Origin of the sequence: Pseudophaeobacter sp. C1-32P7 (genome assembly GCF_041008775.1) — a bacterium.
In the GTDB taxonomy this organism is placed as follows: Bacteria; Pseudomonadota; Alphaproteobacteria; order Rhodobacterales; family Rhodobacteraceae; genus Phycobacter; species Phycobacter gallaeciensis_A.
Map to the genome: position 1 here is coordinate 169,979 of NZ_JAXGFR010000001.1, position 25,100 is coordinate 195,078.

Consider the following 25,100-nt stretch of genomic DNA (forward strand, 5'->3'; position numbering starts at 1 on the left):
GTTGGAAGGGAACGACAGAAACCAGCCCGCTGTGAAATTCAGCAGGTAATGCAGCAGCTAATGGAGATAGGCGCGGCGGTTCGGGTCATGGGATGGCTGTTAGCACGCCCCGGCCCCGCCGCCAAGCATTTCGCAATGCTATGCTAGCTCTTTCTGCCCATGGTCTCGCCAACCCTTTGCAGACCCGGTGCCGCCTTCAGAACCGGAAAGCGGCCCGCACTGACAGGATATCGCCGCCCTGGCCCGCAAGCGCATTTGCCGAGTCGACATCATGGTGCCGAAATTCGCCGGTCATCTGCAACACACGGTTCACCGAGACCCGCAACCCGAGACCAAAGACCTGGCTCGGCGCCAGACCAGAGGACGCACCGTGCTGAACCTCGCCCAGCGTGACATAACCGAGGGCATCGCCAAAATCATATCCGGCCCGCAGATGCAGCTGCTGACTGTCTGACTGACCGCCAAGGCCAGTAATATCCAGACCGCCGCCCTGCCGGACCGTGCCACCGAGGACAAGCTCACCATAGTCATGATCGAACCCAGCCTGCAGCGTGGCAGCCCCGTTTGACTGCAGCCCCGACCGAGCGACATATGCACCATTACCGCCGGATCCCGCCTGCCCCAAAGAGCGTGCCACAAAGGAGGTGGACCAGTCCCCCGCCGCTGCGGGAATGGCCAGCGCAAGCCCGGTTATCGCCCCGATGACACTGGTGCTGAGATGATGAAGCTGGAAAACCCCTGACATTGTTTCGGTCCTGTTTTCGCACCTGTATCGGTACGTTATTTTACGCCAGTGATGGCGCGGCATCCCCGTGATCCAGCTTGTCAAAAATCTCTTAACACTTTGTTCCCGTATCGCGTGTGCTGTGGCCATTCCCCCGCAAAATCACCGCCTTGTTATAACGTTTTGAAAACGCGCTACTTTCCCACCGTGAAATTTCCAGAACATTCCCCAGCCCTTGCGCGGCGTCCCCGCGCAACCCTCCATCGTCCGAGCGCGCTCGTGAAATAGATGACGTTTTTTTCACATCGGTCGCAAACACGATAGTTTTGCATTGTCGCGCTGCCATCCTGAAACCGTGAAAGGAGGGCGCACGGATGCAGGAGGAGCAATGCTTGGTCAGTCTGGTCTGGCGCACCATCGGCGCCGCGCGGGGTCTTGCAGCGCGCGGTCGGCCAAGATCGGGTTATCCACTTAACAAAAGAAGGTAACCCTATCCATTAAAAGGATTTTTCATGACCGCTGATCCGACAATCCGCACCAATTTGCGCAGCGGTGGACGCGCTGCACGCCGTGCCGCCCGCGCCGCGCCGCTGGACCGCGCCCTCCGTCCCATCCGCCCCGGTATGTCCGGCGGCGCCTATTCGCCCCTGTCACAGGCCGATGTGGAGAAAATCCACCACGCAGCGCTAGACGCGCTGGAGCGGATCGGCCTTGCCGACGCCCCACAAAGTGGAATTAATTACCTGACCGCTGCTGGCTGCACGCTCGGCAGCGACGGGCGCCTGCGTTTTCCCCGCGCCTTGGTCGAAGATACCCTGGCCCGCGCCAACCGATCCGTCACCCTGTTCAGCCGCGACGGGCAGACCGACCTAAACCTCTCCGGCACCCGGGTGCACTACGGAACGGCGGGCGCAGCGGTACATATGGTTGACGTCGACGGCCGCGCCTATCGCGAATCCACCCTGCAGGACCTGCATGACGCCGCACGGATCTGCGACGCGCTTGACAATATCCATTTCGTACAGCGCCCCATGGTGGCCCGGGACATCACCGACAGCCGCGAACTTGACCTCAACACCATCTACGCCTGCTGTTCGGGAACCTTCAAACACATCGGCACCTCGTTCACCGACGCGAGCTTTGTCGCGCCCGCCGTTGAGATGCTGCACATGATCGCAGGTGGCGAGGAGAAATGGCGCGAACGCCCCTTTGTTTCCAATTCCAACTGCTTTGTGGTGCCGCCGATGAAATTCGCCACTGAAAGCTGTCTGGTGATGGAGGAGTGCATTCGCCATGGCGTTCCTGTCTTGCTGCTGTCGGCGGGAATGGCCGGGGCCACTGCGCCATCAACCATCGCGGGCGCGATAGTGCAGGCAGTGGCAGAATGTCTGGCAGGACTTGTTTACGTCAACGCCGTAAGCCCCGGACATCCTGCGATTTTTGGCACCTGGCCATTCGGGCTCGACCTGCGCACCGGCGCCATGACCGGCGGATCGGGTGAACAGGCGCTGCTGACGGCAGGCTGTGCGCAGATGCACCGGTTCTACGGGCTGCCCGGCGGCGCGGCGGCGGGGATTGCGGATTCCAAACTACCGGACATGCAGGCGGGATGGGAGCAGATGTGCTCCAACGTCATGGCCGGCCTTTCCGGCCTCAACATGGTCTATGAGGCCGCCGGAATGCACGCGTCGCTGCTGGGGTTCTGCCACGAATCCCTGATCCTTGGCGATGATCTGATCGGCCAAGCCCTGCGCTGCGTGCGGGGGATCGAGGTGACAGATGAAACCCTGGCGCTTGATCAAATCGCCGAGGTTTGCCTTGGTGGCAGTGGTCACTATCTTGGAACGGCGCAAACCCTGTCACGGATGCAGGCCGACCATGTCTATCCAATCCTTGGGGATCGCACCTCCCCCAAGGAGTGGGAGGAAAAGGGGAAGCCGGATCTGTTGCACAAGGCACGAGAGCGGAAGGAGGAGATCCTGTCACGCCGAAGCCCGGCGCGCCTTCCCCCGGATCTGGACCGGGTCATAAGGGAGCGGTTCCCCATCCATTTGCCCAGTTGACACAGCGCGAGCACCTGGGGGTCTCAGGCATTCCGGTGCTCGCACCTAGTGTTGGGCTGTCGAATGGTCCATATAGGGGAGCGTCCGCTGCGGAGAAAGCAGCGCCCTGTTGGAGCATACGATGACACCTCCCTCCCAATTATCCGCAATCGTGACCATCCACGATCAGGACCTTCTTCTGCAGTATGAAGCTGAGAACAAATTCCAAACGATTGGGTGCCCTGTCACCTATATGTTCGTAGGCAAAGGGCCGGTAGATAAGGTTCGCGCCATGGATCGCGTCATCATTGCCCGGGAACAGGCTGACAATATTGAGGATTACAAATTCCTAGTAGACTTCACGTCTTGGTACGCCTGCATCAATAACGCTGTCCCCCTAACGGAATTTGTCGCGCTGATTCAATACGATGTAACCGTAAGCGAAAGTTTCTCCAGCAACACGCTGTCCCAGCTTCAAACCGATCCAGACGCGGTGCTGGGATATAGCCCTGCCCCCATGGCAGATCGGAATTTTATCCGTGACAACATGGGTTACGCGCCCCTGCGTGAGGCCGTGAAGAAGGTGTATGGGTTTGACATCAAACCGATCCTGCGCAGCCACATGGCCTCAGCATCCGACAAGAACTGGCCTGCCACAAACAACGTGGCTATGCGCCGCGATACGCTGTCCGATTTCGTGCGTTGGTTTACGCCGCTTGGCCTTGCGATGGGAAACAGCCGCCCGTCCGGCCATGCGTTCGAGCGGGCCATCAAACTGTTTTGCATTTTGACAGGAAGGCACAACCTCTACGACCATGAGGTTTTGCAGCATTTCCAGATGAACTCCCACGAAACGCAGGATTTCAAAAAGGATACCGGGCGTCTGCACCAACTGCTGGCCCGAAACTCTAGAGAGCCTTGATCCTTTGGCGCAGGTATTCAAGATAACCTGAAAGGGATGTGGAGGCGGCGAATTTCTGGCGGACATAGCGCAGCTCTTTTTGGCGCAGCGATTTTGAGACGCTGGCGCTGACCTGCCCCTCATGTATCCGGTTCACCACCAGGGTCTGCGGCAGGATCACCGGATCGCCAAGCGTATCCCACAGCCGTTTGTAGAGGTCCACATCCATCAGCCAGATCAGGTTTTCATCAAACAGCTGCATACGGCTGCGCCGCATTGCCAGCACCGATGGGCTTGAGACGGTGTTTTTGCCAAACTGCAACTTCTCAGTCAGTCGCGGCACCATGGGGCGTTCAACCGCCCCGCCATTGCGGCTGATACCCGAGCCACACAACAGCCAGTCGCCCGCCCCATCCATCGCTTCAACAATATCACCCAAGGCACGGCTTCCATTCAGGAAATCGTCCTGAAAAAGCACTTTGACGATATCACCGGATGCGTGATCCAGGGCATTGTTCACATTGGCCGATGCCTGCCGTGGTGCATCGTGGTTCCAGATGTGGTGTATGGTCAGGCGATCCGAGAAAGCGGCGCAGACATCGGCCACCGCCGTGTCATCGGATTGGTCCGAGACGACAACCTCGAAATCGCGAAAGCTTTGCCCTGTCATGATCTCCAGCGACTGAGCCAGATACTCTGCACCCTTGCCCCCCATGCCATAGGCCGGAATGCAGATACTTATGGCAGGCATGGCGTTTCTCCGGGGCTTGGTGGACTGCACTCTTGGCCTAGCAAAGAGCCGCGCCAAGGCCAAGCGGCAGAACGGGGAAACGGATACCCCACAGGAAAAAGCCCCCTCCGATGCGGAGGGGGCGAGTTTCGCCAATCAGGCTCATTAGTGTACCGCCCGCGTTTTTTTGCCTGGGCCTTCTTGGCGTCCAGGGCGAGCGCACTCGCCCCCGATCTGGTCTCAGCTGCAGCCCGAAGTGGCGCCGCAGGTGTTGCATTTCATGCAGGTGCCGTTGCGCACCAGCGTGTAGTTGCCGCATTCACCGCAGGCCTCGCCCTCGTAGCCCTGCATCTTGGCCTTGGTGCGGGCGTCCATGCCGGTCACCGTAACCGAAGCCGTTTCCGTCACCGTTGCGCTTTCAGTCACCTCCGGCACCAGTGTTTGCAGCGCAGTCACCGGGTCAGCACCGGTGCCAAGCGGCGCGATCCCGTCCAGCACGGTCTGCCCGCCGTTCAGCACCACAAGTTCCTGCGGCAGACGCTTGCGCAAGTACCCGGTCGAGGAGATCTGCTTCAGCACCTCCAGCGAGCGGGTTGCGGCGCTTTCGCTCAGCTCGGTGACGTTGGAGACGCCCTCTTCCTCACCGCGGCCGATATCATCGAATGCGGGGCCTTCGGGTTTCACATGCGCGAGGTCGGTGCGATCCAGGTAGCTGACCGCCAGTTCGCGGAAAACATAGTCGAGGATCGAGGTTGCGTTCTTGATGCTGTCGTTGCCCTGCACCATGCCCGCCGGTTCGAACTTGGTGAAGGTGAAGGCATCGACGAACTCTTCCAGCGGCACGCCGTATTGCAGGCCAACAGAGACGGCGATGGCAAAGTTGTTCATCATCGCCCGGAAGCCAGCGCCTTCCTTGTGCATGTCGATGAAGATCTCGCCAAGGTTGCCGTCTTCATACTCGCCGGTGCGCAGGTAGACCTTGTGCCCGCCGACAACCGCCTTCTGGGTATAGCCTTTGCGGCGCTGGGGCATCTTGGTGCGGTGCGATTTCACCACTTCCTTGATGACCACTTTTTCGACGATCTTCTCGGCCAGGGTGACGGCCTTTTCCTGCTGGCTACCGCTTTCCAGGATCTCGGCCGCCTCATCGTCATCCTCGACCAGCGCAGCCGCCAGCGGCTGGCTCAGCTTGGACCCGTCACGATAGAGCGCGTTTGCTTTCACACCCAGCGACCAGGACAACTCATAGGCCTTCTGGCAGTCTTCGATGGTGGCATCGTTGGGCATGTTGATCGTCTTGGAGATCGCGCCCGAGATAAAGCTTTGCGCCGCCGCCATCATGCGGATGTGGCTGTCAACGCTCAGGTAGCGCTTGCCCTTCTTGCCGCAGGGGTTGGCGCAATCGAAGATGTGATAGTGCTCTTCCTTCAGGTGCGGCGCGTTCTCCAAGGTCATGGTGCCGCAGACGTGATCGTTGGTCGCCTCGATATCGGCCTTGGTAAAGCCCAGGTGACGCAGCAGATCAAAGGTCGGGTCGTTCAGCTTGGTCGCCGGGATGCCCAGAACACCGGTGCAGAACTCTTCGCCAAGGGTCCACTGGTTGAACACGAAACGCACATCAAAGGCGCTTTCCAGTGCGGCGTCGATCTTAGCCAGCTCGTTGGGGCCAAAGCCGTGACCGGCCAGCGAGGTATGGTTGATCCCCGGCGCATTGCCGATGGTGCCGTGGCCGACGGCATAAGCAACAATTTCTTCGATCTGGGCCGAGGTATATCCGAGCCCTTCCAGCGCGGCAGGCACCGAGCGGTTGATAATCTTGAAATAGCCGCCACCGGCCAGTTTCTTGAACTTCACCAGGGCAAAGTCGGGCTCGATTCCGGTAGTGTCGCAATCCATCACAAGGCCGATGGTGCCGGTCGGGGCAATCACGGTGGCCTGCGCGTTGCGGTAGCCGTGCTTCTCGCCCAGTTCCAGCGCCTCATCCCAGGCACCTGCGGCCAGATCGGTCAGGCGTGCATCGGGGCAATTCTTCAGATCGAGCGGCACCGGCGGCACCGCCAGCCCTTCATAGCCGGTTGTCTTCCCCTGCGCGGCGGTGCGGTGGTTGCGCATAACCCGCAGCATGTGGTCGCGGTTCTTTTCAAAACCGGGGAACGGGCCCAGCTCGGAGGAGATTTCGGCCGAAGTGGCATAGGCGACGCCGGTCATGATAGCAGTGAGCGTGCCGCAGAGCGCGCGGCCTTCGTCGCTGTCATAGCCGTAGCCCATGTTCATCAAGAGACCGCCGATATTGGCATATCCCAGACCCAGCGTGCGGAAGTCATAAGACCGCTGCGCAATTTCCTTGGACGGGAACTGCGCCATCATCACGCTGATTTCCAGCGTCAGGGTCCACAGGCGGCAGGCATGCATGTAGTCCTCGGCCTGGAACTCACCGCCCTTGAGGAAGGTCAGGAGGTTCAGCGAGGCCAGGTTACAGGCGGTGTCATCCAGGAACATATACTCCGAGCACGGGTTCGATCCGCGGATCTCGCCGTCTTCGGGGCATGTGTGCCAGTCATTCACTGTGTCATGGAACTGGATGCCCGGATCGGCACAGGCCCATGCGGCGTGGCCGACCTTCTCCCACAGATCACGCGCCTTGACGGTCTTGGCGACGCGGCCATCGGTGCGGTTGATCAGCTCCCAATCGGCGTCTTTCTCAACCGCGTGCAGGAACGCATTGGTGACGCGGATCGAGTTGTTGGAGTTTTGACCCGAAACCGAGGAATAGGCATCGCTATCCCAATCGGTATCATAGGTCGGGAATTCGATCGAAGTGTGCCCCTGCTTGGCGTAATCCAGAACCCGTTTGATATAAGTCTCCGGGATCGCGACCTTTTTCGCTTCGCGGATGGCTTTCTTCAGCCCCTCGTTCTTGCTCGGCTCATAGGCTTCTGCCTCCAGACCGTCCCATTCGCGGATCGCCGCAAAGATGCCGTTCAGCATCTGCTCGTGCATCTTCGAGCCAGCAACGATCGAGGCAACTTTCTGCTCTTCGATCACCTTCCACTGGATGAAATCCTCGATATCGGGGTGATCCGCATCGACGATGACCATCTTGGCCGCGCGGCGCGTAGTGCCACCGGATTTGATCGCGCCGGCAGCCCGGTCACCGATCTTGAGGAAGCCCATCAGGCCCGAGGATTTGCCGCCACCGGACAGAGGCTCGCCCTCGCCGCGCAGGTGGCTGAAGTTGGTGCCGGTGCCGGAGCCGTATTTGAACAGGCGCGCCTCGCGCACCCAAAGATCCATGATGCCGCCGTCATTTACCAGATCGTCGGACACGGACTGGATGAAACAGGCGTGCGGCTGCGGATGTTCATAGGCGCTGTCGGATTTGGTCAGCTTGCCGGTCTTGTAATCGACATAGTGGTGGCCCTGCGCGGGGCCGTCGATGCCATAAGCCCAGTGAAGCCCGGTGTTGAACCACTGCGGCGAATTCGGCGCCGCGCGCTGGGACGCCAGCATATAGCGCATTTCGTCGTAATAGGCGCGGGCGTCTTCCTCGGTCGAGAAATAGCCGCCTTTCCAGCCCCAGTATGCCCAGCCACCGGCAAGACGGTCAAAGACCTGTTTGGAAGAGGTTTCGCCAACAAATTCAACATCAACTCCATCGGGGACCGACCGCCACAGGAATTCTGGCACGCCCTTTTCCCGGACTTTCTTCAGGCGGGACGGAACACCGGCTTTGCGAAAGTATTTCTGGGCGATGACATCGCTGGCAACCTGGCTCCATTCAGCCGGAACTTCGATGTTTTCGAGTCGGAAGACAATGGTCCCGTCAGGATTTCGAATTTCGGATGTAGCCGAGATGAAATCGAGGTCCGCATATGCGTCCTGACCAGATTTGGTGTACTTCCGTTCGATCTTCATGCTCTGCCCCTTCGCATTAGCTCTGTCCCGTCTTTTTGTTGGCCACGTCGCGGCGCAGCCTTGCCATGAAGAAACACAGAAAACAGGCGGCAACTGCTGTCAGAAGCGTGCCAGGGAGCCCTACACCGGCCCCGGTCCTTGGAATCTCTACTAGTGTTTAGTCTTGTTGCAGCGCCCAAAGAACATACAAGATTTAGTGGCGAAGCAACCGGCACCCACAATTTGGCGTAATCACGCCGTGAGGGTCAACGCAAAATTTACCACTTAGATACCATTTTTTTGGTTGACCGGTGAAATCGGAAACGCCCGTGGTTCGCTTCATCGATTCACCGACTGCACCCGCGGGCTGACCGAGCCGCCAACACCACTTCGGCAGCCTAGAATTTTTTTGCGAAACACTAATGGTTTGCCGCAAATACCTTACTCACGGCCCCTTCACCACTTCCTCGGCGACTCCACTAACACCGGCGCGCGGTCCACTTCCGAGACATGACAGCGGACTTTTCGCGCCGACCTGCCACGTTGCACGAAGCGCACAGTCTATCTGCTGAAATCCTGTGCCAAGTTAGGCAAAACCCAGCTGCAGGTGGCGCCAGTTCGCGTCACATGGTTAATAATCGGTTAACACAAGATTTGGTAGCCACCAACATTTCGGGGTCACATTTTGCGCGATTCTAATCCTCGCCCCGATCACATCTAAGTGAGATCTGGATCCCTGATCGCCCTTTCAGTGAAACTGGCTGCTTGCACGCCCGCCTTGGACTTGACCGCCAAAGGACGTCACCCTGACCGGGCCAAACCGATCAGAGCTGGGATTTTTATAAGTGGAAAGTGGTCGGGGCGGCGAGATTCGAACTCACGACCCCCTGTACCCAAAACAGGTGCGCTACCAGACTGCGCCACGCCCCGGACCGTGCGCTTTCCTAGCGGTGTGAAACGGATTTGAAAAGCCCTAACAGGGCCAAACAGACGCATTAGAAGAAAAAACTTCGTGCCGCATCTGGGTGCCCGGCCCAATGCCATATCGGCGCGCCAAACCACCATTGATTTCCAGTACCGCAAACACCCGGTCGCCACCTGGAATGGGGGTCAGATCATGGGGAATGGCATTGGAATGCACCGACGTCACCACGCCGGTTTCATCGAGGAAAATGATATCCAGGGGGATCAGCGTGTTCTTCATCCAGAAAGCCGCCCTTTGAGGATGCTCGTAAACAAACAGCATCCCCGCCCCGCGCGGCAGGTCCTCACGGTGCATCAGCCCCATTGAACGGCTGTCGACAGTATCGGCAATCTCAACAGAGAAGGACGCCTGCCCCCAATCGCCGCGAAGATCGACACGATCCGGGGCGCAGGTCTCCTGTGCCTGTGCAATACCTGCACCAAGGCACAGCATTATGGCGGCACCCCAGCGGACAATTCCAGAGGCGCGCACCGACATGATCTTATTCTTCTTCGGATGCGGTTTCGGAAATGGCCGCTTCCCAGGCCTGGACCTCGACCGCCATGCAGCCCCGCCGACCGCTGATCGATCGCATGGCGATAGCCTCGCCCGGCTGGAGGTCAGCAAGACCCGACTGGCGCAACACCTCGACGTGCAAGAAGACGTCATCTCCGTAGCCGAACAGGTTGGCAAAGCCAAAGCCCTTGCCCTTGTCGAACCACTTCACACGCGCCGGGCGCAACGGAAGTGTTTTCAGCTCCTCGATATCCATATCGACAAAATCGCTGAGAACCGGCGCGTCATCCCGGGCCGGAGGCACGATTGCGACAACCTCCACAGCCTGAACGCCGCGCTCCGTCGCGTGGGTCAGAACGGTTACGCTGGACCCGTCCGCCACCGAGCTCTGCCCGAAGTTACGCAGGATATTCACGTGCAACAGGATGTCGGGACCACCCTCGTCGGACACAACGAAGCCATACCCTTTGGTCGGGTCAAACCACTTCACTATGCCCTGGATTTGCCTGAGACTGCTTTGATCGTCTGCCACTTATCTCGTCCACCGCGTCGTATTTGATTTCTCGATGCTTGATGCGCGATTTTCGCATATGAGTTCAAGTTAAAAAAATTCCCCATTATCACGAAAATGCTATTTTATGCTTAACCCATTAAGGGTTTAGCCGTACCACACTCCATTGGTCATCCGGCGTATTTCGGCGCCAGACAAATCGGTCATGCAGCCTGAAAGCCCCATCCGCCCAGAATTCAATTTCGCTAGGAACGATGCGAAATCCGCCCCAGAATGGCGGCCGGTCTGGGTTCGGGCCTTTCGTGGCCGTGATTTTTGCAACCTCTGCCATCAGGGCCGAACGGCTCTGCAATGGGCGCGATTGCTGCGAAGCCCACGCCCCGAGCCTGCTTTTCAGCGACCGGGAGTGGTAATACTCGTCTGCCTGCGGACCGTCTTCGCGTGTCACATGACCACGGACACGGATCTGGCGACGCAGGCTCTTCCAATGTAGCACGAAGGCGGCCTTGCCGGACTGCTCCAGCTCCTGCCCCTTGGCGCTTTCGTAGTTAGTGAAGAAGACAAAAGCGCCATCTTCGATTTCCTTGAGCAGCACCATGCGGACATTCGGCATGCCATCAGCATCCACCGTCGACAGCGCAATCGCATTCGGATCATTGAGCTCAGTCTCTTCGGCCTCCGCGAGCCATGCCCGCGCAAGTTCAAAGGGGTTATCCCCCGCAAATAATCCCGACCGCTCTGACATGGAAACCTCTTCTTAACTGTACGCGCCAATCTATGCCGCCTTGGTTGGGCATACAAGCCAAGGTGGCTGCGGATTTATGCGTATAAATATGTGCGGCCATGCAGGCCGACATCCAAAACGGGCCGCAAAACTGATAATGCGCCTCAACCGGTACTCTCTTGATGCAGCGGCCCGAGCATATTAAAGGTCCTTCAGTTCATATTTTACAGGCGGAGAACCTGCATGCCCAGTCAACTGCTGTCCGGCAAACGTGGCCTTATCATGGGCCTGGCCAACGACAAATCCATCGCATGGGGGATCGCCAAGGCCTGCGCCGATGCCGGTGCCGAACTTGCCTTTTCTTACCAGGGCGAAGCCCTGAAAAAGCGCGTTGGCCCGCTCGCCGAACAGCTGAACAGCTCCATCGTTCTGCCCTGCGATGTATCCGACGAAGCCTCGATTGACGCCTTGTTTGAGAGCCTCGAAAAAGAATGGGGCAAGCTGGACTTTGTCGTGCACGCCATTGGTTTTTCTGACAAAAACGAACTGCGCGGCCGCTACGTTGATACCAGCCGTGACAATTTCCAGATGACCATGGATATCTCGGTCTACTCCTTTACGGCTGTTGCCCGCCGCGCCGAGAAACTGATGTCCGAGGGCGGCTCGATGCTCACCCTGACATATTATGGTGCCGAGCAGGTTATGCCTCACTACAATGTGATGGGCGTTGCCAAGGCCGCGCTCGAAGCATCGGTCAAATATCTGGCCGAAGATCTTGGAAAAGACGGCATTCGCGTAAATGCGATTTCCGCTGGTCCGATCAAAACGCTGGCCGCCAGCGGAATTGGCGACTTCCGCTACATTATGAAATGGAACGAATACAATTCGCCGCTGCGGCGAAATGTTACAACCGAGGACGTCGGCAAATCCGCTTTGTATCTTTTGTCGGACCTCGGATCGGGCGTGACCGGGGAAAATCTGCACGTGGATGCTGGTTATCACGTTGTCGGCATGAAAGCCGTGGACGCCCCCGACATTACCAAATAAACGATCCGCCCCGGGCCTGTGCTGTTTTTATTTTGAATGGTGCGCCCGGGGCTATATCAACGACGCACTCGTCAGACCAACACTGGTATCGTGCCTGCTTTGCCGCCCGGCACATGACACCGCATCAGACGCTACAATTGCCGGAGCAAATCGCAAGATGACCGACCGCCTGCCGCACGAAAAAGGGTTTCACATCAGCTGGGATCAGATCCACCGGGACAGCCGCGCGCTGGCCTGGCGGCTGGACGGTCAGGGACCTGACGGTGGCGCATGGCGTGCCGTGGTCGCGATCACCCGTGGCGGCATGGCCCCCGCGATGATCGTCAGCCGCGAGCTGGACATCCGCACCGTCGATACGATCTCGGTGAAATCCTACCACCACCAGGACCAGGGTGAGGCCGTGGTGCTGAAAGCACCCGACGCCGAACTGATGGGTGATGGCGAAGGTATCCTGATCATCGATGATCTGGTGGATAGCGGCAAAACCCTTGAACTTGTGCGCCAGATGTATCCCAAGGCGCATTTTGCCACGGTTTATGCAAAACCGAAGGGCCGCCCGATGGTGGACACCTTTATCACCGAGGTCAGCCAGGACACCTGGATTTTCTTCCCCTGGGATATGGCGCTGCAATACGTCGAGCCCTATCGCGGCAAGGACTGACGCCGCCCCGCCCCGTGCGCGGGACGGACCGCAGCCGATTTTCAAAACACCCTGAATGCGCGCCCCTGTTGGAGGCGCGCTTTTTCTTGAGCCTGCCGCGAGGGCGTGCCACAGATAAGGCCCGAATACGCCTGCCCTGGCAGGGCCTTGCGACAACAGGATTGACTGCATGCATATCTCCCGCTCCGAAGCGACCTTTTGTTCTCCGATCGTCGAGTCCCGGCGCTGGACCGAAGGGGTCACTTTTCCGCCGTCGCGCCCCCTGATCAACGTCAGTCAGGCCGCCCCGGCAGATCCGCCGCCCACGGGCTTGCGGCAGGCCATCGCCGATGCGGCCCTGAATGAAACCGACGCGCATCTATATGGCGCCGTTTTGGGCCGCAGCGAGCTGCGTGCAGCACTGGCGGCACAGATCTCGGAGCATTATGACGGCACCGTTGGCGCAGCGCAGGTCGGTATTACCTCTGGCTGCAATCAGGCCTTTGCCGCTGCCATCGCCGCGCTTTGCGGCGAAGGGGACGAGGTGATCATCCCGGTGCCTTGGTATTTCAATCACAAAATGTGCCTCGATATGGCAGGTGTCACAGCGGTTCCGCTGCCCGTAGGTGCTGATATGATGCCGGATCCGCAGGCCGCGGCCCAGTTGATCACACCCAAGACGCGGGCCATCACGCTTGTCACCCCCAACAATCCCACTGGCGCCGAATACCCCTCGGGCCTCGTGAAGGCCTTCTTTGATCTGGCCCGCAAACATGGGCTGGCACTGATTCTGGATGAAACCTACCGCGACTTTGACAGTCGCGAAGGGGCGCCGCACGACCTGTTCCGGACCCCGAACTGGGACGAGACGCTGATCCATCTGTACTCCTTCTCCAAGGCCTATCGGCTGACCGGTCACCGGGTTGGAGCGATCGCGAGTTCTGCAGAGAAATTGTTCGAAATGGAGAAGTTTCTCGATACGATAACGATCTGTCCTGTACAGCTTGGACAGATCGGGGCGCTTTGGGGACTTGAAAACCTCCAGTCCTGGCTCGCGGGGGAACGGCTGGAGATTCTGGACCGCAAGGCGGCGATCGAAGAGGAATTCCCCCGCCTTGCCGAGAAGGGATGGAAGCTGTTGGGCTGCGGTGCCTATTTCGCTTATGTGGAACACCCCTTCGAGGAAGCCTCGTCCGAGCTGGCCAAAAAGCTGGTGCAGGACGCGTCGGTCCTGATGCTGCCGGGCACGATGTTCATGCCCGAAGGCGATCCGGCAGGCAGCAAGCAATTCCGCATCGCCTTTGCCAATGTCGACCGGGCCGGGATCGTCTCCCTGTTCGACCGGCTTTGCGCGTTTCACCCCTAACGCTACGCTGCGCCATCCGAAACCAACAAGCCCGGCACAAGATCTTGCTCCTGTACGGGCGGCAGCGTATGCAGAACACGATTATGACACAGGCACCCTGCCCGCAGCGCCCATCCGGCGCAAAGGGAGCGGGCAACAGGTACGAATGAGGGCACAATGGCCGCAGGCATGAAAAATCTTTCCAGAACCTTTGTTTGGATCCTGATGGGGATGCTGATCGTCGGCCTTGCCGGTTTTGGTGCGGTCAATTTCACCGGCTCGATGAGCGCGGTTGCCCTGGTGGGCGACGAAGAAGTCACCGTCGACGCCTATGTGCGCGAGTTGCAGCGCGAACAACGCGCCATGCAGGCCCAGACCGGTCAGGCAATGCCGATGTCGCAGCTGACCGCAATGGGTTTGGATCAGATTGTGCTCGGGCGGCTGATCACCCTCGCCGCCATTGACAATGAGGTCAGCAAGCTGGGCATCTCCATCGGGGATGAAAACCTGCTGTCCGAACTGACCAAGGTCTCCTCGTTCCAGGACTCCAGCGGCCAGTTCGACCGCGAGACCTACCGCTTTACCCTCGACAACGCCGGTTTCACCGAAGCCGAGTTCGAAGACGATCTTCGCCGCGAGGCCTCACGCACGCTGGTCCAGGGCGCCATCATGTCCGGCACCAAGATGCCCGAAGTAATGAGCGACACGCTGGTGTCCTATATCGGCGAGCGCCGCAGCTTTTCCTACGTGCAACTGTCACCCGACGATGTGCTCCTGACGCAGGAGATGCCCGATGACACTGCGCTGCGTGCCTTCTATGACGACAATATCGCGGATTTCACCCTGCCGGAAACCAAATCCCTGACCTACGCGCATCTCAGCCCCGACATGCTGCTTGACACCGTTGAGGTCGATCAGGAGGCGCTGCGTGGCCTTTATGAAGATCGCGCCGATCAGTACCTGATCCCGGAACGCCGTCTGGTGGAACGCCTTGTCTTTGCGGACAATGACAGCGCCGCAAGCGCAAAGGCGCAGCTTGACGTGAGCGGCACGACTTTTGAGGTCCTGGTGCAGGATCGCGGTTTGGCCCTGTCGGACGTGGATATGGGCGATGTGACCGAAGCTGACCTCTCGGATGCTGGCACCGAAGTATTTGCTGCAGAGGTCGGCGATGTTGTTGGCCCGCTGCCATCGGATCTTGGCCCAGCACTCTACCGGGTGAACGGCCGCCTCGAAGCCCGCGAAACCAGTTTTGAAGAGGCCGAAGCCGAGCTGCGCGCCGAATTGGCGGCAGACCGCGCCCGCCGAGTGATTGAGCAGCAAGCCGAATCCATCGAGGACATGCTGGCTGGTGGCGTCACGCTGGAAGAACTGCCGGATCAGACCGACATGCAGATTGGCACTCTCGGCTGGACGGGACTCAACGCCGAAGGCATCGCAGCTTACGACGGATTCCGCGAGGCCGCAGAGGCCGTGACGGTTGATGATTTCCCGTCGGTCGCCTTCCTGGAGGATGGCAGCCTCTTTGCCCTGCGGCTCGACGAAGTCCTGCCCCCGCGCCCCGAGCCCTTCGAAGACGCTCGGGACAAGGTACTTGCCGCCTGGAACGAAAATCGGACAGCAGAGGCCGTAAACAACCTGGCACAGGATCTGCTGAAACAGACCGAGGCAGACGGAGCCTTCCCCGAAGGCTACGACGTGCAGACCGAGACGGCGCAAACCCGCACCGCCTATATCGACACCACCCCGGTCGAGATGATGATCGAGGTCTTCGATATGAACCCGGGCGAGCTGCGCACCGTGTCCGGTGAAGGCTCCACCGTCGTGCTGCGTTTGGACGAGGTTCTGCCTGCCGAGGACACCAGCGAGGAAATGCAGATGCTGGCCAGCGCGATGCAGACCCAGCTGGATCAGGCATTGTCGCAGGCGCTGTTCGAAGCCTTCGCGCAGGACGCACAGCTGCGCGCCGCACCGCGTGTTGACCAACAGGCCCTGAACGCGGTTCAGGCCAATTTCCAATAAGCGCGCATAGATCAATCAAGGCACCTGACGATGGCTCTGACCCCGGATTTCGACACTTTCGCCGCCGCCTATGAGGCGGGAGAGAACCAGCTGGTCTATACCCGGCTGGCGGCTGACCTCGACACGCCCGTGTCGCTGATGCTCAAGCTGACGGGCGCCCAGAAGGACGCCTTCATGCTGGAATCGGTGACCGGCGGCGAGGTGCGCGGCCGTTACTCGATCATCGGCATGAAACCCGATCTGGTCTGGCGCTGCCGCGGCACGACATCCGAAATCAACCGCTCGGCCCGCTTTGATCCCGAGGGTTTCGAAGCGCAGACGGGCGCGCCGCTGGACAACCTGCGCGCGCTTCTCGCCGAAAGCCGCATCGACCTGCCCGACGACCTGCCGCAGGCCGCGGCCGGGCTGTTCGGCTATCTTGGCTATGACATGGTCCGGCTGATCGAACATCTGCCGGACGTCAACCCCGACCCCCTTGGCCTGCCCGACGCGGTCATGATGCGCCCTTCGGTGGTCGCGGTTCTGGATGGCGTCAAAGGCGAGGTGACCGTGGTCTCCCCGGCCTGGACCGGAGATGGAAAATCGGCCAAGGCCGCCTATGCGCAGGCCGCCGAACGGGTGATGGACGCGGTGCGCGATCTGGAGCGCGCCATGCCCGCCGAAACCCGCGATCTTGGCGATGCGCACGAGGTGGCCCCGCCGGTCAGCAACTTCAGCAAATCCGGCTACATGGAAGCGGTGGAAAAGGCCAAGGAATACATCCGGGCGGGCGACATTTTTCAGGTGGTTCCGGCGCAGCGCTGGAAGCAGGACTTCCCGCTGCCGCCGTTCTCGCTTTACCGCTCTTTGCGGCGAACCAACCCGTCGCCGTTCATGTTCTATTTCAACTTCGGTGGCTTTCAGGTAATTGGCGCCAGCCCCGAAATTCTGGTCCGTGTCTTTGGCAAAGAGGTCACCATCCGCCCCATCGCAGGCACCCGCCCGCGCGGCGCAACACCGGAAGAGGACAAGGCGCTGGAGGCCGATCTTCTGGCCGACAAGAAAGAGCTGGCAGAACACCTAATGCTGCTGGATCTGGGTCGCAACGATACGGGCCGCGTATCAAAGATCGGCACTGTGCGCCCGACGGAAAAGTTCATCATCGAACGCTACAGCCACGTGATGCATATCGTATCGAACGTGGTGGGTGAGCTGGACGAGGACAAGGACGCGCTGGATGCGTTTTTTGCGGGCATGCCGGCGGGCACGGTGTCCGGCGCGCCAAAGGTGCGCGCGATGGAAATCATCGACGAGTTGGAGCCAGAAAAACGCGGCGTATACGGCGGCGGCGTCGGCTATTTCTCGGCCGGGGGCGACATGGATATGTGTATCGCCCTGCGCACGGCCATCGTGCAGGATCAGACGCTCTATATTCAGGCCGGTGGCGGTGTGGTCTATGACAGCGATCCCGAGGCCGAGTATCAGGAAACCGTGCATAAATCGAACGCGATCCGCCGCGCTGCTGCCGATGCCGCGCGTTTTACCGGCAGCCGCAACAGCTGATAACATCAAAGCGCTCCGGGGCGCGGGGACGCATAAGCAACCCCGTGCCCCCGGGCTCTGCCCCGTGCGTGTCTATTACGGGTTATTCTGCCGTTGCAGCCAGATTGGCGCGCAGACTCGCCGAAACCGGCGCCAGCGCCACCCGGCTGGCCCGGTCCTGCAGCCCCCACAGCAACAGTGCTGAAATCGTATCGGGCTGCAGCCGCCCCAGCATGATCACTGCACCTTCCTGACCGGCCCGGAAGGCCGCCTGATCCAGAAAGCGGCGAATGGCACGCGGGTTCTGACCGGCGCCATCGAAATCCCGGAACACCACGCCGGACGGCACGCCGTCGCGCAGCGCCAGTTTCTGCACGGTATTAAGGCCGCTGTTCTGCAGCACCAGCCCGTATCCCCCGGTCCGCGCCACATCCGACACCTGATCCGCCAGCGGCCTGTTGCCCTGCACGCCAGTCTCGACGCCTTCCAGAATTCCCAGCGCCTGCGGCACCCGGTCCAGCCAGACCTCCATCGCAGTCTCCGCGTCCTGCGGCATGGCTTCGCGCGGCAGATCCGACAGGATCAGCACCTCAAAGCCCGCCGCCCGGCGCGCGGCCATTTTCTCAGTTGCCTTGGGATCTTCGGGATCGATAGCGAAGCTCAGCGGATAGGGGAAATCGACCAGCGCCTCAGCGCCGACGGATGTTTCATCATCGATGAGGACAATCGACATCAAGGGCCGCCCATCGCTGCCAGCGAAGGGTTCTGAATAAGCATCAAACGGCTGCTGCGTGGTTTCAGCGCCCGCCGCAGAGGTCTCTTCGCTGTCGCGTTCGGTCAGCGGCACCACGCGGGTTCCGATCTGCGGCGATTGCGACGCGCGGCTTCCGTCTGCGGTTGGCAGCGCGGCGATCCGACCATTTTCCGGCGCATCTTCCGTCTCGGCCTCCTCGGCGGGCGGCATGTCTTCTTCCGGCTCCGCTTCGATTACCTCAGGCTGCTCAGGCGCGGGTTCGGGGGTGGAGAAGGCAATCACCGGCGGCGTGGTCGGATCCGGGGCGCTGCCCAGTTGCGGCACCGGCACCGTAGCGCCTTGCTCCAGCTGAACCGTCTCGGACGCGCCCTGCGGCGCCGTCATTTCAGGCGCGGTGCCAGGCGCCGGGCTGTCGGTCGGGCTCTGCCCCACCTCTGCCGTGGTGTCCGGCGCCTCGGGTGTCGGCGCCGGGGTCATGGACACCTCGACACCGTCGTCGCTCTCTGCTGTTTCGGGCAACATTGCAGGCTCAGCGCCGCTAGCAGCTGTTTCCGCCTCGGACGGGGCCTCTGGCACATCCGGCAGATCGGCATCGCCAGAGCCGCGCACATCGCCTGCGGGTCCGACTTCGGGACGGGCAGCCGGTTCGGTATCCAGAGAGGTCAGGTCATTGAGGTCATCCGCAGGTGCCGTTTCAGGTGCTACCGGCGCGGCCTCGACCAGATCGGCGTCGGGTTGCGGCGTCTCTATGGGCGCCAGCGCGCCCGATTGAGGCACAGTGGCCTTTTCCGGTCCCGTGGCGCTGACGTCGACCTGCCGCGGCAGCGGGGTCGACAACGACCACATGGCAGCGCCGCACACCGCCACCAAAGCTCCGATACTCACGCCTCCCAGAAAGCCACGCATGCCCGCTCGCCCTTTATCCTTGTGTCCGGCCTGGCCGTCAGGACCAGCGGGGCGACACCCTGTCGCCACAGCCCCGCCGAGCCTTCAAAAACGCGCCGCGCTCTTGACGCTGCCTTGCAAGCCTGAACATGTATGTCGCAACAACTATACTGCGGCGCAAGCCCTGCCCGCCACCCATAAAAGAGCCTGCCAAGATGTTGCTGCTGATCGACAACTACGATTCCTTTACCTACAACCTTGTGCATTATCTGGGCGAGTTGGGGGCTTCGATGGAAGTACGCCGCAACGACGCGCTGGATGTCGAGGCCGCTCTGGCCCTGCGCCCCGCCGGGATCCTGCTGAGCCCCGGCCCCTGCGATCCGGATCAGGCCGGGATCTGCCTACCGCTGACCCTTGCTGCGGCAGAGGCCGGTATTCCGCTGCTGGGCGTCTGCCTTGGCCACCAAACCATCGGACAGGCCTTTGGCGGCAAGGTCGTGCGCTGCCACGAAATCGTGCATGGCAAGATGGGCGCAGTGCATCATCAGGGCAAAGGCGTCTTTGCCGGGGTGCCCTCTCCGTTCCAGGCGACGCGCTATCATTCGCTGGTGGTGGATCGCGACAGCCTGCCCGACTGCCTTGAGATCACAGCAGAGCTCGAAGACGGCACCATCATGGGGCTGCAACATCGGGAGTTGCCGATCCACGGGGTGCAATTCCACCCTGAATCGATTGCCTCCGAGCACGGCCATACCCTGCTGAAGAACTTCCTGAATGAAATGAAGGTGCCCGCATGAGCGACCAGATGAAGCCGCTGATCGACGCCGCAGCCGACCGCCCGCTGACACGGGCCGAGGCAGAACAGGCCTTTACCCTGCTGTTCGAAGGCGAAGCGACCCCCAGCCAGATGGGCGGGTTGCTGATGGCCCTACGCACCCGCGGCGAAACTGTCGATGAATATGCTGCTGCTGCCGCCGTGATGCGGTCGAAATGCAACCCGGTGAAGGCGCCCGAGGGCGCTATCGACATCGTCGGCACCGGCGGAGACGGCAAGGGCACGCTCAATATCTCGACCGCGACCGCATTCGTGGTCGCCGGCGCGGGCACGGTTGTCGCCAAACACGGCAACCGCAACCTCAGCTCAAAATCCGGAGCGGCAGATGCGCTGGGGCAGATGGGTATTCAGGTTATGGTCGGCGCAGAAGTGGTTGAAAAATCACTAAAAGAGGCCGGAATTGGCTTCATGATGGCCCCCATGCACCACCCTGCGATCGCCCATGTCATGCCCACCCGGCAGGAGCTTGGCACCCGAACGATCTTCAACATCCTCGGCCCGCTCACCAACCCTGCGGGCGTTAAACGCCAGCTGACCGGGGCTTTCTCCCGCGATCTGATCCGTCCCATGGCGGAAACACTTGGGCAGCTTGGCTCTGAACGGGCCTGGCTGGTGCATGGCTCGGACGGGACCGATGAGCTCACCATTACCGGCGTTAGCTGGGTCTCCGCGCTGGAAGAAGACGGCGGCATCCGCGATGTGGAACTGCACCCCGAGGACGCGGGCCTGCCGGTCCACCCGTTCGAGGATATCATCGGGGGCACGCCGGAAGAGAACGCGATTGCCTTCCGGGCGCTGCTGGACGGGCAGCCTTCGGCCTATCGCGATGCCGTCCTGCTCAACAGCGCCGCCGCGCTGGTGGTCGCCGGAGACGCCGAAGACCTGCGCGAAGGCGTCGCCAAGGCGGCCCACGGCATCGACAGCGGCGCTGCACGGGACAAGATCGCAACCGTCGCGCGGATCACATCCGGGGGCAGCTGATGCCCCTGCCCGATGGTCTTGGCGCCTGGTCCGACCTGCCGTTTTTTCAGCGTGACTGGCCCGCAATCGAGGCTGCGCTTAAGGCAGAGACGCAGCGGGTTCTGCCCCCTGCGGCGCAGCGTTTTGCTGCGCTGGAGCTGACCCAGCCTGCAGACACCCGTGTCGTAATATTAGGGCAGGATCCATATCCAACCCCCGGCCATGCCCATGGGCTGGCCTTTTCCGTGGAACCGGATGTCGCGCCCCTGCCCCGAGCCCTTGGCAATATTTTCAAGGAGTTGCAAAGCGATATTGGTGCAGTGCCCGCCACGGGCGACCTGCGCAGCTGGGCGCGGCAAGGGGTGCTGCTTCTCAATACCGCGCTCAGCGTACCGGCGGGCGCCGCGAACGGGCACAAGGATCTGGGATGGCTATCCCTGATCGAGGAGGTGCTGGCGCGCACATCGCAGCGCCCCACGGCCTATGTGTTTTGGGGAAAACAGGCACAAAGGCTTGAAAAACACCTGAATCCGGGCGATCACCTGATCCTGAAGACCGCGCATCCCTCGCCGCTTTCGGCGCGGCGCGGCTTCTTCGGATCCCGGCCGTTTTCGGCAATAAACACATGGCTGCGCGCGCGCGGCGAAGCGCCCATCGACTGGGCCAGCTGACTGGAGGCAACGCGATGACAGAAAACGTGCTCGACAAGATCAAGGCCTACAAGCTGGAGGAAGTGGCCGCCGACAAGGCCGCCGTGCCGCTGACCGAGGTCGAAGCCATGGCTCGCAATGCGTCCCCCGTGCGCGGATTTGCAAATGCGCTGCTTGGGGCGAGCCGCGAAGGCTACGGTCTGATCGCCGAAATCAAGAAAGCCAGCCCCTCCAAAGGATTGATCCGCGAGGATTTCGACCCCGTGGCGCTGGCAGAGGCTTATGAACAGGGCGGCGCCACCTGCCTGTCCGTGCTGACCGATACGCCCAGCTTTCAGGGCGCCAAATCCTTTTTGACCGAGGCGCGTGACGCCTGCAGCCTGCCCGCGCTGCGCAAGGATTTCATGTATGACACCTATCAGGTGGCCGAGGCACGCGCGCTTGGCGCCGATTGCATCCTGATCATCCTTGCCTCTGTCAGTGACGCGCAGGCGGCCGAGCTGGAAGACTGCGCCACCGAATGGGGCATGGATGTTCTTCTGGAGGTGCATGATGCCGAAGAACTCGAGCGCGCTTGCGCGCTTAAATCGCCCCTGATGGGAATAAACAACCGCAATCTCAAGACCTTCGAGACCACTCTGGACACCACGCGTGAGCTGTCGCGCATGGTTCCCGCAGATCGCACCATCGTCTGCGAAAGCGGCTTGTTCACACCGCAGGATCTGTCGGACATGGCGCGCTATGGCGCCCGCAGCTTCCTGATCGGGGAATCCCTGATGCGCCAGGAGGACGTGGCCTCCGCAACCCGCCACCTGCTCGCCAATCCCCTGACACCGGGAGCGATGTGATGCCCCTGACGCATTTTGACGGCAAGGGCGACGCCCATATGGTCGATGTCTCGGACAAGGCAGTGACCGCGCGCATCGCCACCGCCGAAGGCCACATCACCATGGCCCGGGAAACCTTTGATATCATTTCCGAAGGTCGCGCAAAAAAGGGCGACGTTCTAAGCGTCGCCCGGCTGGCTGGCATCATGGGCGCCAAGAAAACACCCGAGCTGATCCCGCTCTGCCATCCGCTGCCGGTGACCAAGGTCGCGGTTGAGCTGACCTTGGATCCCGACCTTCCGGGCGTGCGCATCGAAGGCACCGTCAAGACTACCGGCCAGACCGGGGTTGAGATGGAAGCCCTGACCGCGGTGTCGACTGCGGCGCTCACCGTCTATGACATGGCCAAGGCCGTGGACAAGGCGATGGAAATCGGCGGCATCCGCGTTACGCTGAAAGATGGCGGAAAATCAGGACGGTACGAGGCTTAAATGATCTCTGTCAGCGAGGCACGCGCGCATCTTCTGGAGCTGGTTTCCCCGCTTGGAACCGAACTGGTCCCTCTCGCTGAGGCTGCGGGCCGGGTTCTGGCCGACGACGTCGCCGCCCGCCGGGATCAACCGCCCTTTGCCGCATCGGCGATGGACGGGTACGCGGTAAAATCTGCCGAGGTCGAACTTCACGCCATGTTCAAGGTGATCGGCGAAGCCGCCGCCGGCCACGGATTTGACGGCACCGTCGGCGCGGGTCAGGCGGTGCGTATCTTCACCGGCGCACCGATCCCCGACGGAGCCGATTTCGTCGTCATTCAGGAAGACGTCACCGCAAAAGGTACCCTGATCACCATCACCGACGCACCCGGCGACAATCCCAACGTTCGCCCCCGCGGTGGTGATTTCAAAAACGGCCAGACCATCTCGGCGCCGCGGCTACTGACACCATCTGACATCGCCCTTCTCGCTGCGATGAATATTGCCGAGGTCCCCGTTGCCCGCAAACCCGATATCGCCCTGATCTCCACCGGGGATGAATTGGTGATGCCCGGCAGCACTCCTGGACCGGATCAGATCATCGCCTCCAACACATTTGGATTGAAGGCAATGCTGGAGGGTCTGGGCGCACAGGTCCGGATCCTGCCCATCGCGCGGGACACCCACAGCTCTCTGCGCACCGCCTTTTCGCTGGCCGAGGGCGCTGATCTGATCGTCACCATCGGCGGCGCCTCGGTTGGGGATCATGATCTGGTTGGCGAGGTTGCCGCCGACCTTGGCATGGAGCGGAGTTTCTACAAGGTGGCGATGCGCCCCGGCAAACCGCTGATGGCTGGCCGCCTTGGCACCTGTGCCATGGCCGGACTGCCAGGTAATCCAGTGTCGGCCATGGTCTGCGGCCATATCTTCCTGGCACCGATGGTGCGGGCGATGCTGGGGCTGCCGCCCTTGCAAGAGGTTATTCTCTCCGCTCCGCTGGCGGCACCGCTGGAACAGAACGGTCCGAGAGAGCATTACATGCGCGCCACCCTGACGGAGGACGGGCAGATCCGCGCGTTCGAGCGGCAGGACAGTGCGCTGCTGACGGTACTGGCAGAGGCCGACGCCCTGTTGATCCGCCCGCCGCATGATCCGCCCCGCGAGATCGGCGAAACAATGTCCTATCTGCGCTTGATCTGATGTTTCCGGCGCCGGGACGGCTGCCGTATCCCAACCGTCTCTCAGGTTGACCGCTCCTGCGGTCTGCCCGCGCGCCACACGCCCCTTGCCCCTTGTGACACCCCGGCCGTTCGGTGCGTCGCCACAACGCCACCGGGAAATTCGCATGGGGTCCGTTGACACAAAACGGGAACATGACTAGAACAAAGGGAAACATGGCAAAGCGTCATAGGGCGCAGAGGGGCGGACATGCTGACCAAGAAGCAATTGGATTTGTTGGAATTCATTCACACGCGTCTGCAAAAGGACGGTGTCCCGCCCAGCTTTGATGAAATGAAGATCGCACTGGATTTGCGGTCGAAATCCGGCATCCACCGCCTGATCACTGCTTTGGAAGAACGCGGTTTCATCCGCCGCCTGGCCCACCGCGCCCGCGCCATCGAAATCCTGCGTCTCCCTGACAGTATCAGCGGCGGATCCACCGAAACGGGCACGGATCGCTCCGCCAGTGCAGATGCGGGACCGGCTGCGGCCAACACCGACCGAGCGATTGGCTCCGCAATGGACTTGCCCGTCATGGGGCGCATCGCTGCAGGTGTGCCGATCGAGGCAATCAGCCAGATGGCCAGCAAGGTGACCGTGCCCAGTTCGATGCTGACCTCATCCGGCAGCCACTACGCCCTTGAGGTGCGCGGCGACTCGATGATCGACGCGGGGATCAACAACGGCGATATCGTGGTGATCCGCGAAACCGACACGGCGGACGATGGCGACATCGTGGTCGCCTTGGTTCAAGGCCATGAGGCCACACTGAAAAAGATCTATCGCCGCAACGGCGCGATTGAACTGGAGGCCGCCAACCCGGCTTATGAAACCCGCGTCTACCCCTCCGATCAGGTCGAGGTACAGGGGCGGCTGGTTGGCCTGATCCGCAGCTACTGACCGCCCGCACCGCTGTT

The 25,100-nt window shown here is 60.9% G+C and carries 21 protein-coding genes and 1 tRNA gene; 14 read left to right on the top strand and 8 right to left on the bottom strand.

Going from position 1 to position 25,100, the window contains the following annotated elements:
- Window positions 1-196 precede the first annotated feature (196 nt).
- Complete coding sequence (locus SM763_RS00815; protein ID WP_368997043.1) at window positions 197-745, bottom strand: hypothetical protein; 549 nt, start codon at window positions 743-745, stop codon at window positions 197-199.
- Between the two features lie 491 nt (window positions 746-1,236).
- Here SM763_RS00815 and SM763_RS00820 point away from each other — a divergent pair, with 491 nt between their 5' ends.
- A complete protein-coding gene (locus tag SM763_RS00820; protein WP_368997044.1) occupies window positions 1,237-2,787 on the top strand; it encodes a trimethylamine methyltransferase family protein in 1,551 nt (516 codons plus the stop codon).
- A 121-nt stretch (window positions 2,788-2,908) separates the two neighbouring features.
- On the top strand, window positions 2,909-3,688 hold the full coding sequence (locus tag SM763_RS00825; protein ID WP_368997045.1) for a hypothetical protein: 780 nt from the start codon (window positions 2,909-2,911) through the stop codon (window positions 3,686-3,688).
- Here the strand turns inward: SM763_RS00825 and SM763_RS00830 are convergent.
- From SM763_RS00830 to pdxH, 6 genes are all read right to left on the bottom strand, one after another.
- Window positions 3,675-4,418 carry a glycosyltransferase family 2 protein gene (locus SM763_RS00830; RefSeq protein ID WP_368997047.1) on the bottom strand — a complete coding sequence of 248 codons (744 nt, stop codon included), beginning with the start codon at window positions 4,416-4,418 and terminating at the stop codon, window positions 3,675-3,677. The two genes, SM763_RS00825 and SM763_RS00830, sit on opposite strands and share 14 nt — an antisense overlap.
- A 219-nt stretch (window positions 4,419-4,637) precedes the next feature.
- Window positions 4,638-8,312, bottom strand: coding sequence for a vitamin B12-dependent ribonucleotide reductase (locus SM763_RS00835; RefSeq protein ID WP_368997049.1), 3,675 nt, complete (start codon window positions 8,310-8,312; stop codon window positions 4,638-4,640).
- An 832-nt stretch (window positions 8,313-9,144) separates the two neighbouring features.
- A tRNA-Pro gene (locus tag SM763_RS00840) sits at window positions 9,145-9,221 on the bottom strand.
- A 43-nt stretch (window positions 9,222-9,264) separates the two neighbouring features.
- Window positions 9,265-9,753, bottom strand: coding sequence for a DUF192 domain-containing protein (locus SM763_RS00845; protein ID WP_370570437.1), 489 nt, complete (start codon window positions 9,751-9,753; stop codon window positions 9,265-9,267).
- 4 nt (window positions 9,754-9,757) lie between these two features.
- Window positions 9,758-10,303: a cold-shock protein gene (locus SM763_RS00850; RefSeq protein WP_368997051.1), complete on the bottom strand. Its 546-nt coding sequence runs from the start codon at window positions 10,301-10,303 to the stop codon at window positions 9,758-9,760.
- Window positions 10,304-10,421: 118 nt separating this feature from the next.
- Window positions 10,422-11,027, bottom strand: coding sequence for a pyridoxamine 5'-phosphate oxidase (gene pdxH / locus SM763_RS00855; RefSeq protein ID WP_368997053.1), 606 nt, complete (start codon window positions 11,025-11,027; stop codon window positions 10,422-10,424).
- A 222-nt stretch (window positions 11,028-11,249) separates the two neighbouring features.
- Between pdxH and fabI the strand changes: the two genes are divergently transcribed.
- The 5 genes from fabI to trpE all read left to right on the top strand — a co-directional run bounded on the left by fabI (window position 11,250) and on the right by trpE (window position 17,602).
- Window positions 11,250-12,053 carry an enoyl-ACP reductase FabI gene (fabI, locus tag SM763_RS00860; protein WP_368997055.1) on the top strand — a complete coding sequence of 268 codons (804 nt, stop codon included), beginning with the start codon at window positions 11,250-11,252 and terminating at the stop codon, window positions 12,051-12,053.
- A gap of 157 nt (window positions 12,054-12,210) precedes the next feature.
- Window positions 12,211-12,714 carry a xanthine phosphoribosyltransferase gene (gene gpt / locus SM763_RS00865; protein WP_065270164.1) on the top strand — a complete coding sequence of 168 codons (504 nt, stop codon included), beginning with the start codon at window positions 12,211-12,213 and terminating at the stop codon, window positions 12,712-12,714.
- A gap of 169 nt (window positions 12,715-12,883) precedes the next feature.
- On the top strand, window positions 12,884-14,059 hold the full coding sequence (locus tag SM763_RS00870; RefSeq protein WP_368997057.1) for an aminotransferase: 1,176 nt from the start codon (window positions 12,884-12,886) through the stop codon (window positions 14,057-14,059).
- A 156-nt stretch (window positions 14,060-14,215) separates the two neighbouring features.
- The gene (locus SM763_RS00875; protein ID WP_368997059.1) at window positions 14,216-16,060 is read left to right on the top strand and encodes a peptidylprolyl isomerase; all 1,845 of its coding nucleotides are present in this window, start codon (window positions 14,216-14,218) and stop codon (window positions 16,058-16,060) included.
- Window positions 16,061-16,090: 30 nt separating this feature from the next.
- Window positions 16,091-17,602, top strand: a complete 1,512-nt coding sequence (gene trpE, locus SM763_RS00880) for an anthranilate synthase component I (RefSeq protein WP_274832169.1) — start codon at window positions 16,091-16,093, stop codon at window positions 17,600-17,602.
- 82 nt (window positions 17,603-17,684) lie between these two features.
- On the opposite strand, the gene SM763_RS00885 is transcribed toward trpE, so the two are convergent.
- Entirely contained in the window at window positions 17,685-19,241 is a 1,557-nt protein-coding gene (locus SM763_RS00885; protein WP_368997061.1) for a divergent polysaccharide deacteylase family protein, read from the bottom strand.
- A 194-nt stretch (window positions 19,242-19,435) separates the two neighbouring features.
- On the opposite strand from SM763_RS00885, the gene SM763_RS00890 reads away from it, so the two are divergent.
- From SM763_RS00890 to lexA, 7 genes are all read left to right on the top strand, one after another.
- Window positions 19,436-20,017, top strand: a complete 582-nt coding sequence (locus SM763_RS00890; protein ID WP_065270159.1) for an anthranilate synthase component II — start codon at window positions 19,436-19,438, stop codon at window positions 20,015-20,017.
- Window positions 20,014-21,036 (top strand): anthranilate phosphoribosyltransferase, encoded by a 1,023-nt coding sequence (gene trpD / locus SM763_RS00895; RefSeq protein WP_368997062.1) that lies wholly within the window; start codon window positions 20,014-20,016, stop codon window positions 21,034-21,036. Before SM763_RS00890 ends, trpD begins: the two co-directional genes overlap by 4 nt.
- Window positions 21,036-21,686 carry a uracil-DNA glycosylase gene (locus SM763_RS00900; protein WP_368997063.1) on the top strand — a complete coding sequence of 217 codons (651 nt, stop codon included), beginning with the start codon at window positions 21,036-21,038 and terminating at the stop codon, window positions 21,684-21,686. The genes trpD and SM763_RS00900 overlap by 1 nt, the downstream gene beginning before the upstream one ends.
- Before the next feature lie 14 nt (window positions 21,687-21,700).
- Entirely contained in the window at window positions 21,701-22,513 is an 813-nt protein-coding gene (gene trpC, locus SM763_RS00905) for an indole-3-glycerol phosphate synthase TrpC (protein WP_274828027.1), read from the top strand.
- A complete protein-coding gene (gene moaC, locus SM763_RS00910; RefSeq protein ID WP_065270156.1) occupies window positions 22,513-22,983 on the top strand; it encodes a cyclic pyranopterin monophosphate synthase MoaC in 471 nt (156 codons plus the stop codon). Before trpC ends, moaC begins: the two co-directional genes overlap by 1 nt.
- Window positions 22,984-24,162 carry a molybdopterin molybdotransferase MoeA gene (locus SM763_RS00915; protein ID WP_368997065.1) on the top strand — a complete coding sequence of 393 codons (1,179 nt, stop codon included), beginning with the start codon at window positions 22,984-22,986 and terminating at the stop codon, window positions 24,160-24,162.
- 228 nt (window positions 24,163-24,390) lie between these two features.
- Window positions 24,391-25,083, top strand: coding sequence for a transcriptional repressor LexA (lexA, locus tag SM763_RS00920; protein WP_368997067.1), 693 nt, complete (start codon window positions 24,391-24,393; stop codon window positions 25,081-25,083).
- The last annotated feature ends 17 nt before the right edge of the window (window positions 25,084-25,100 follow it).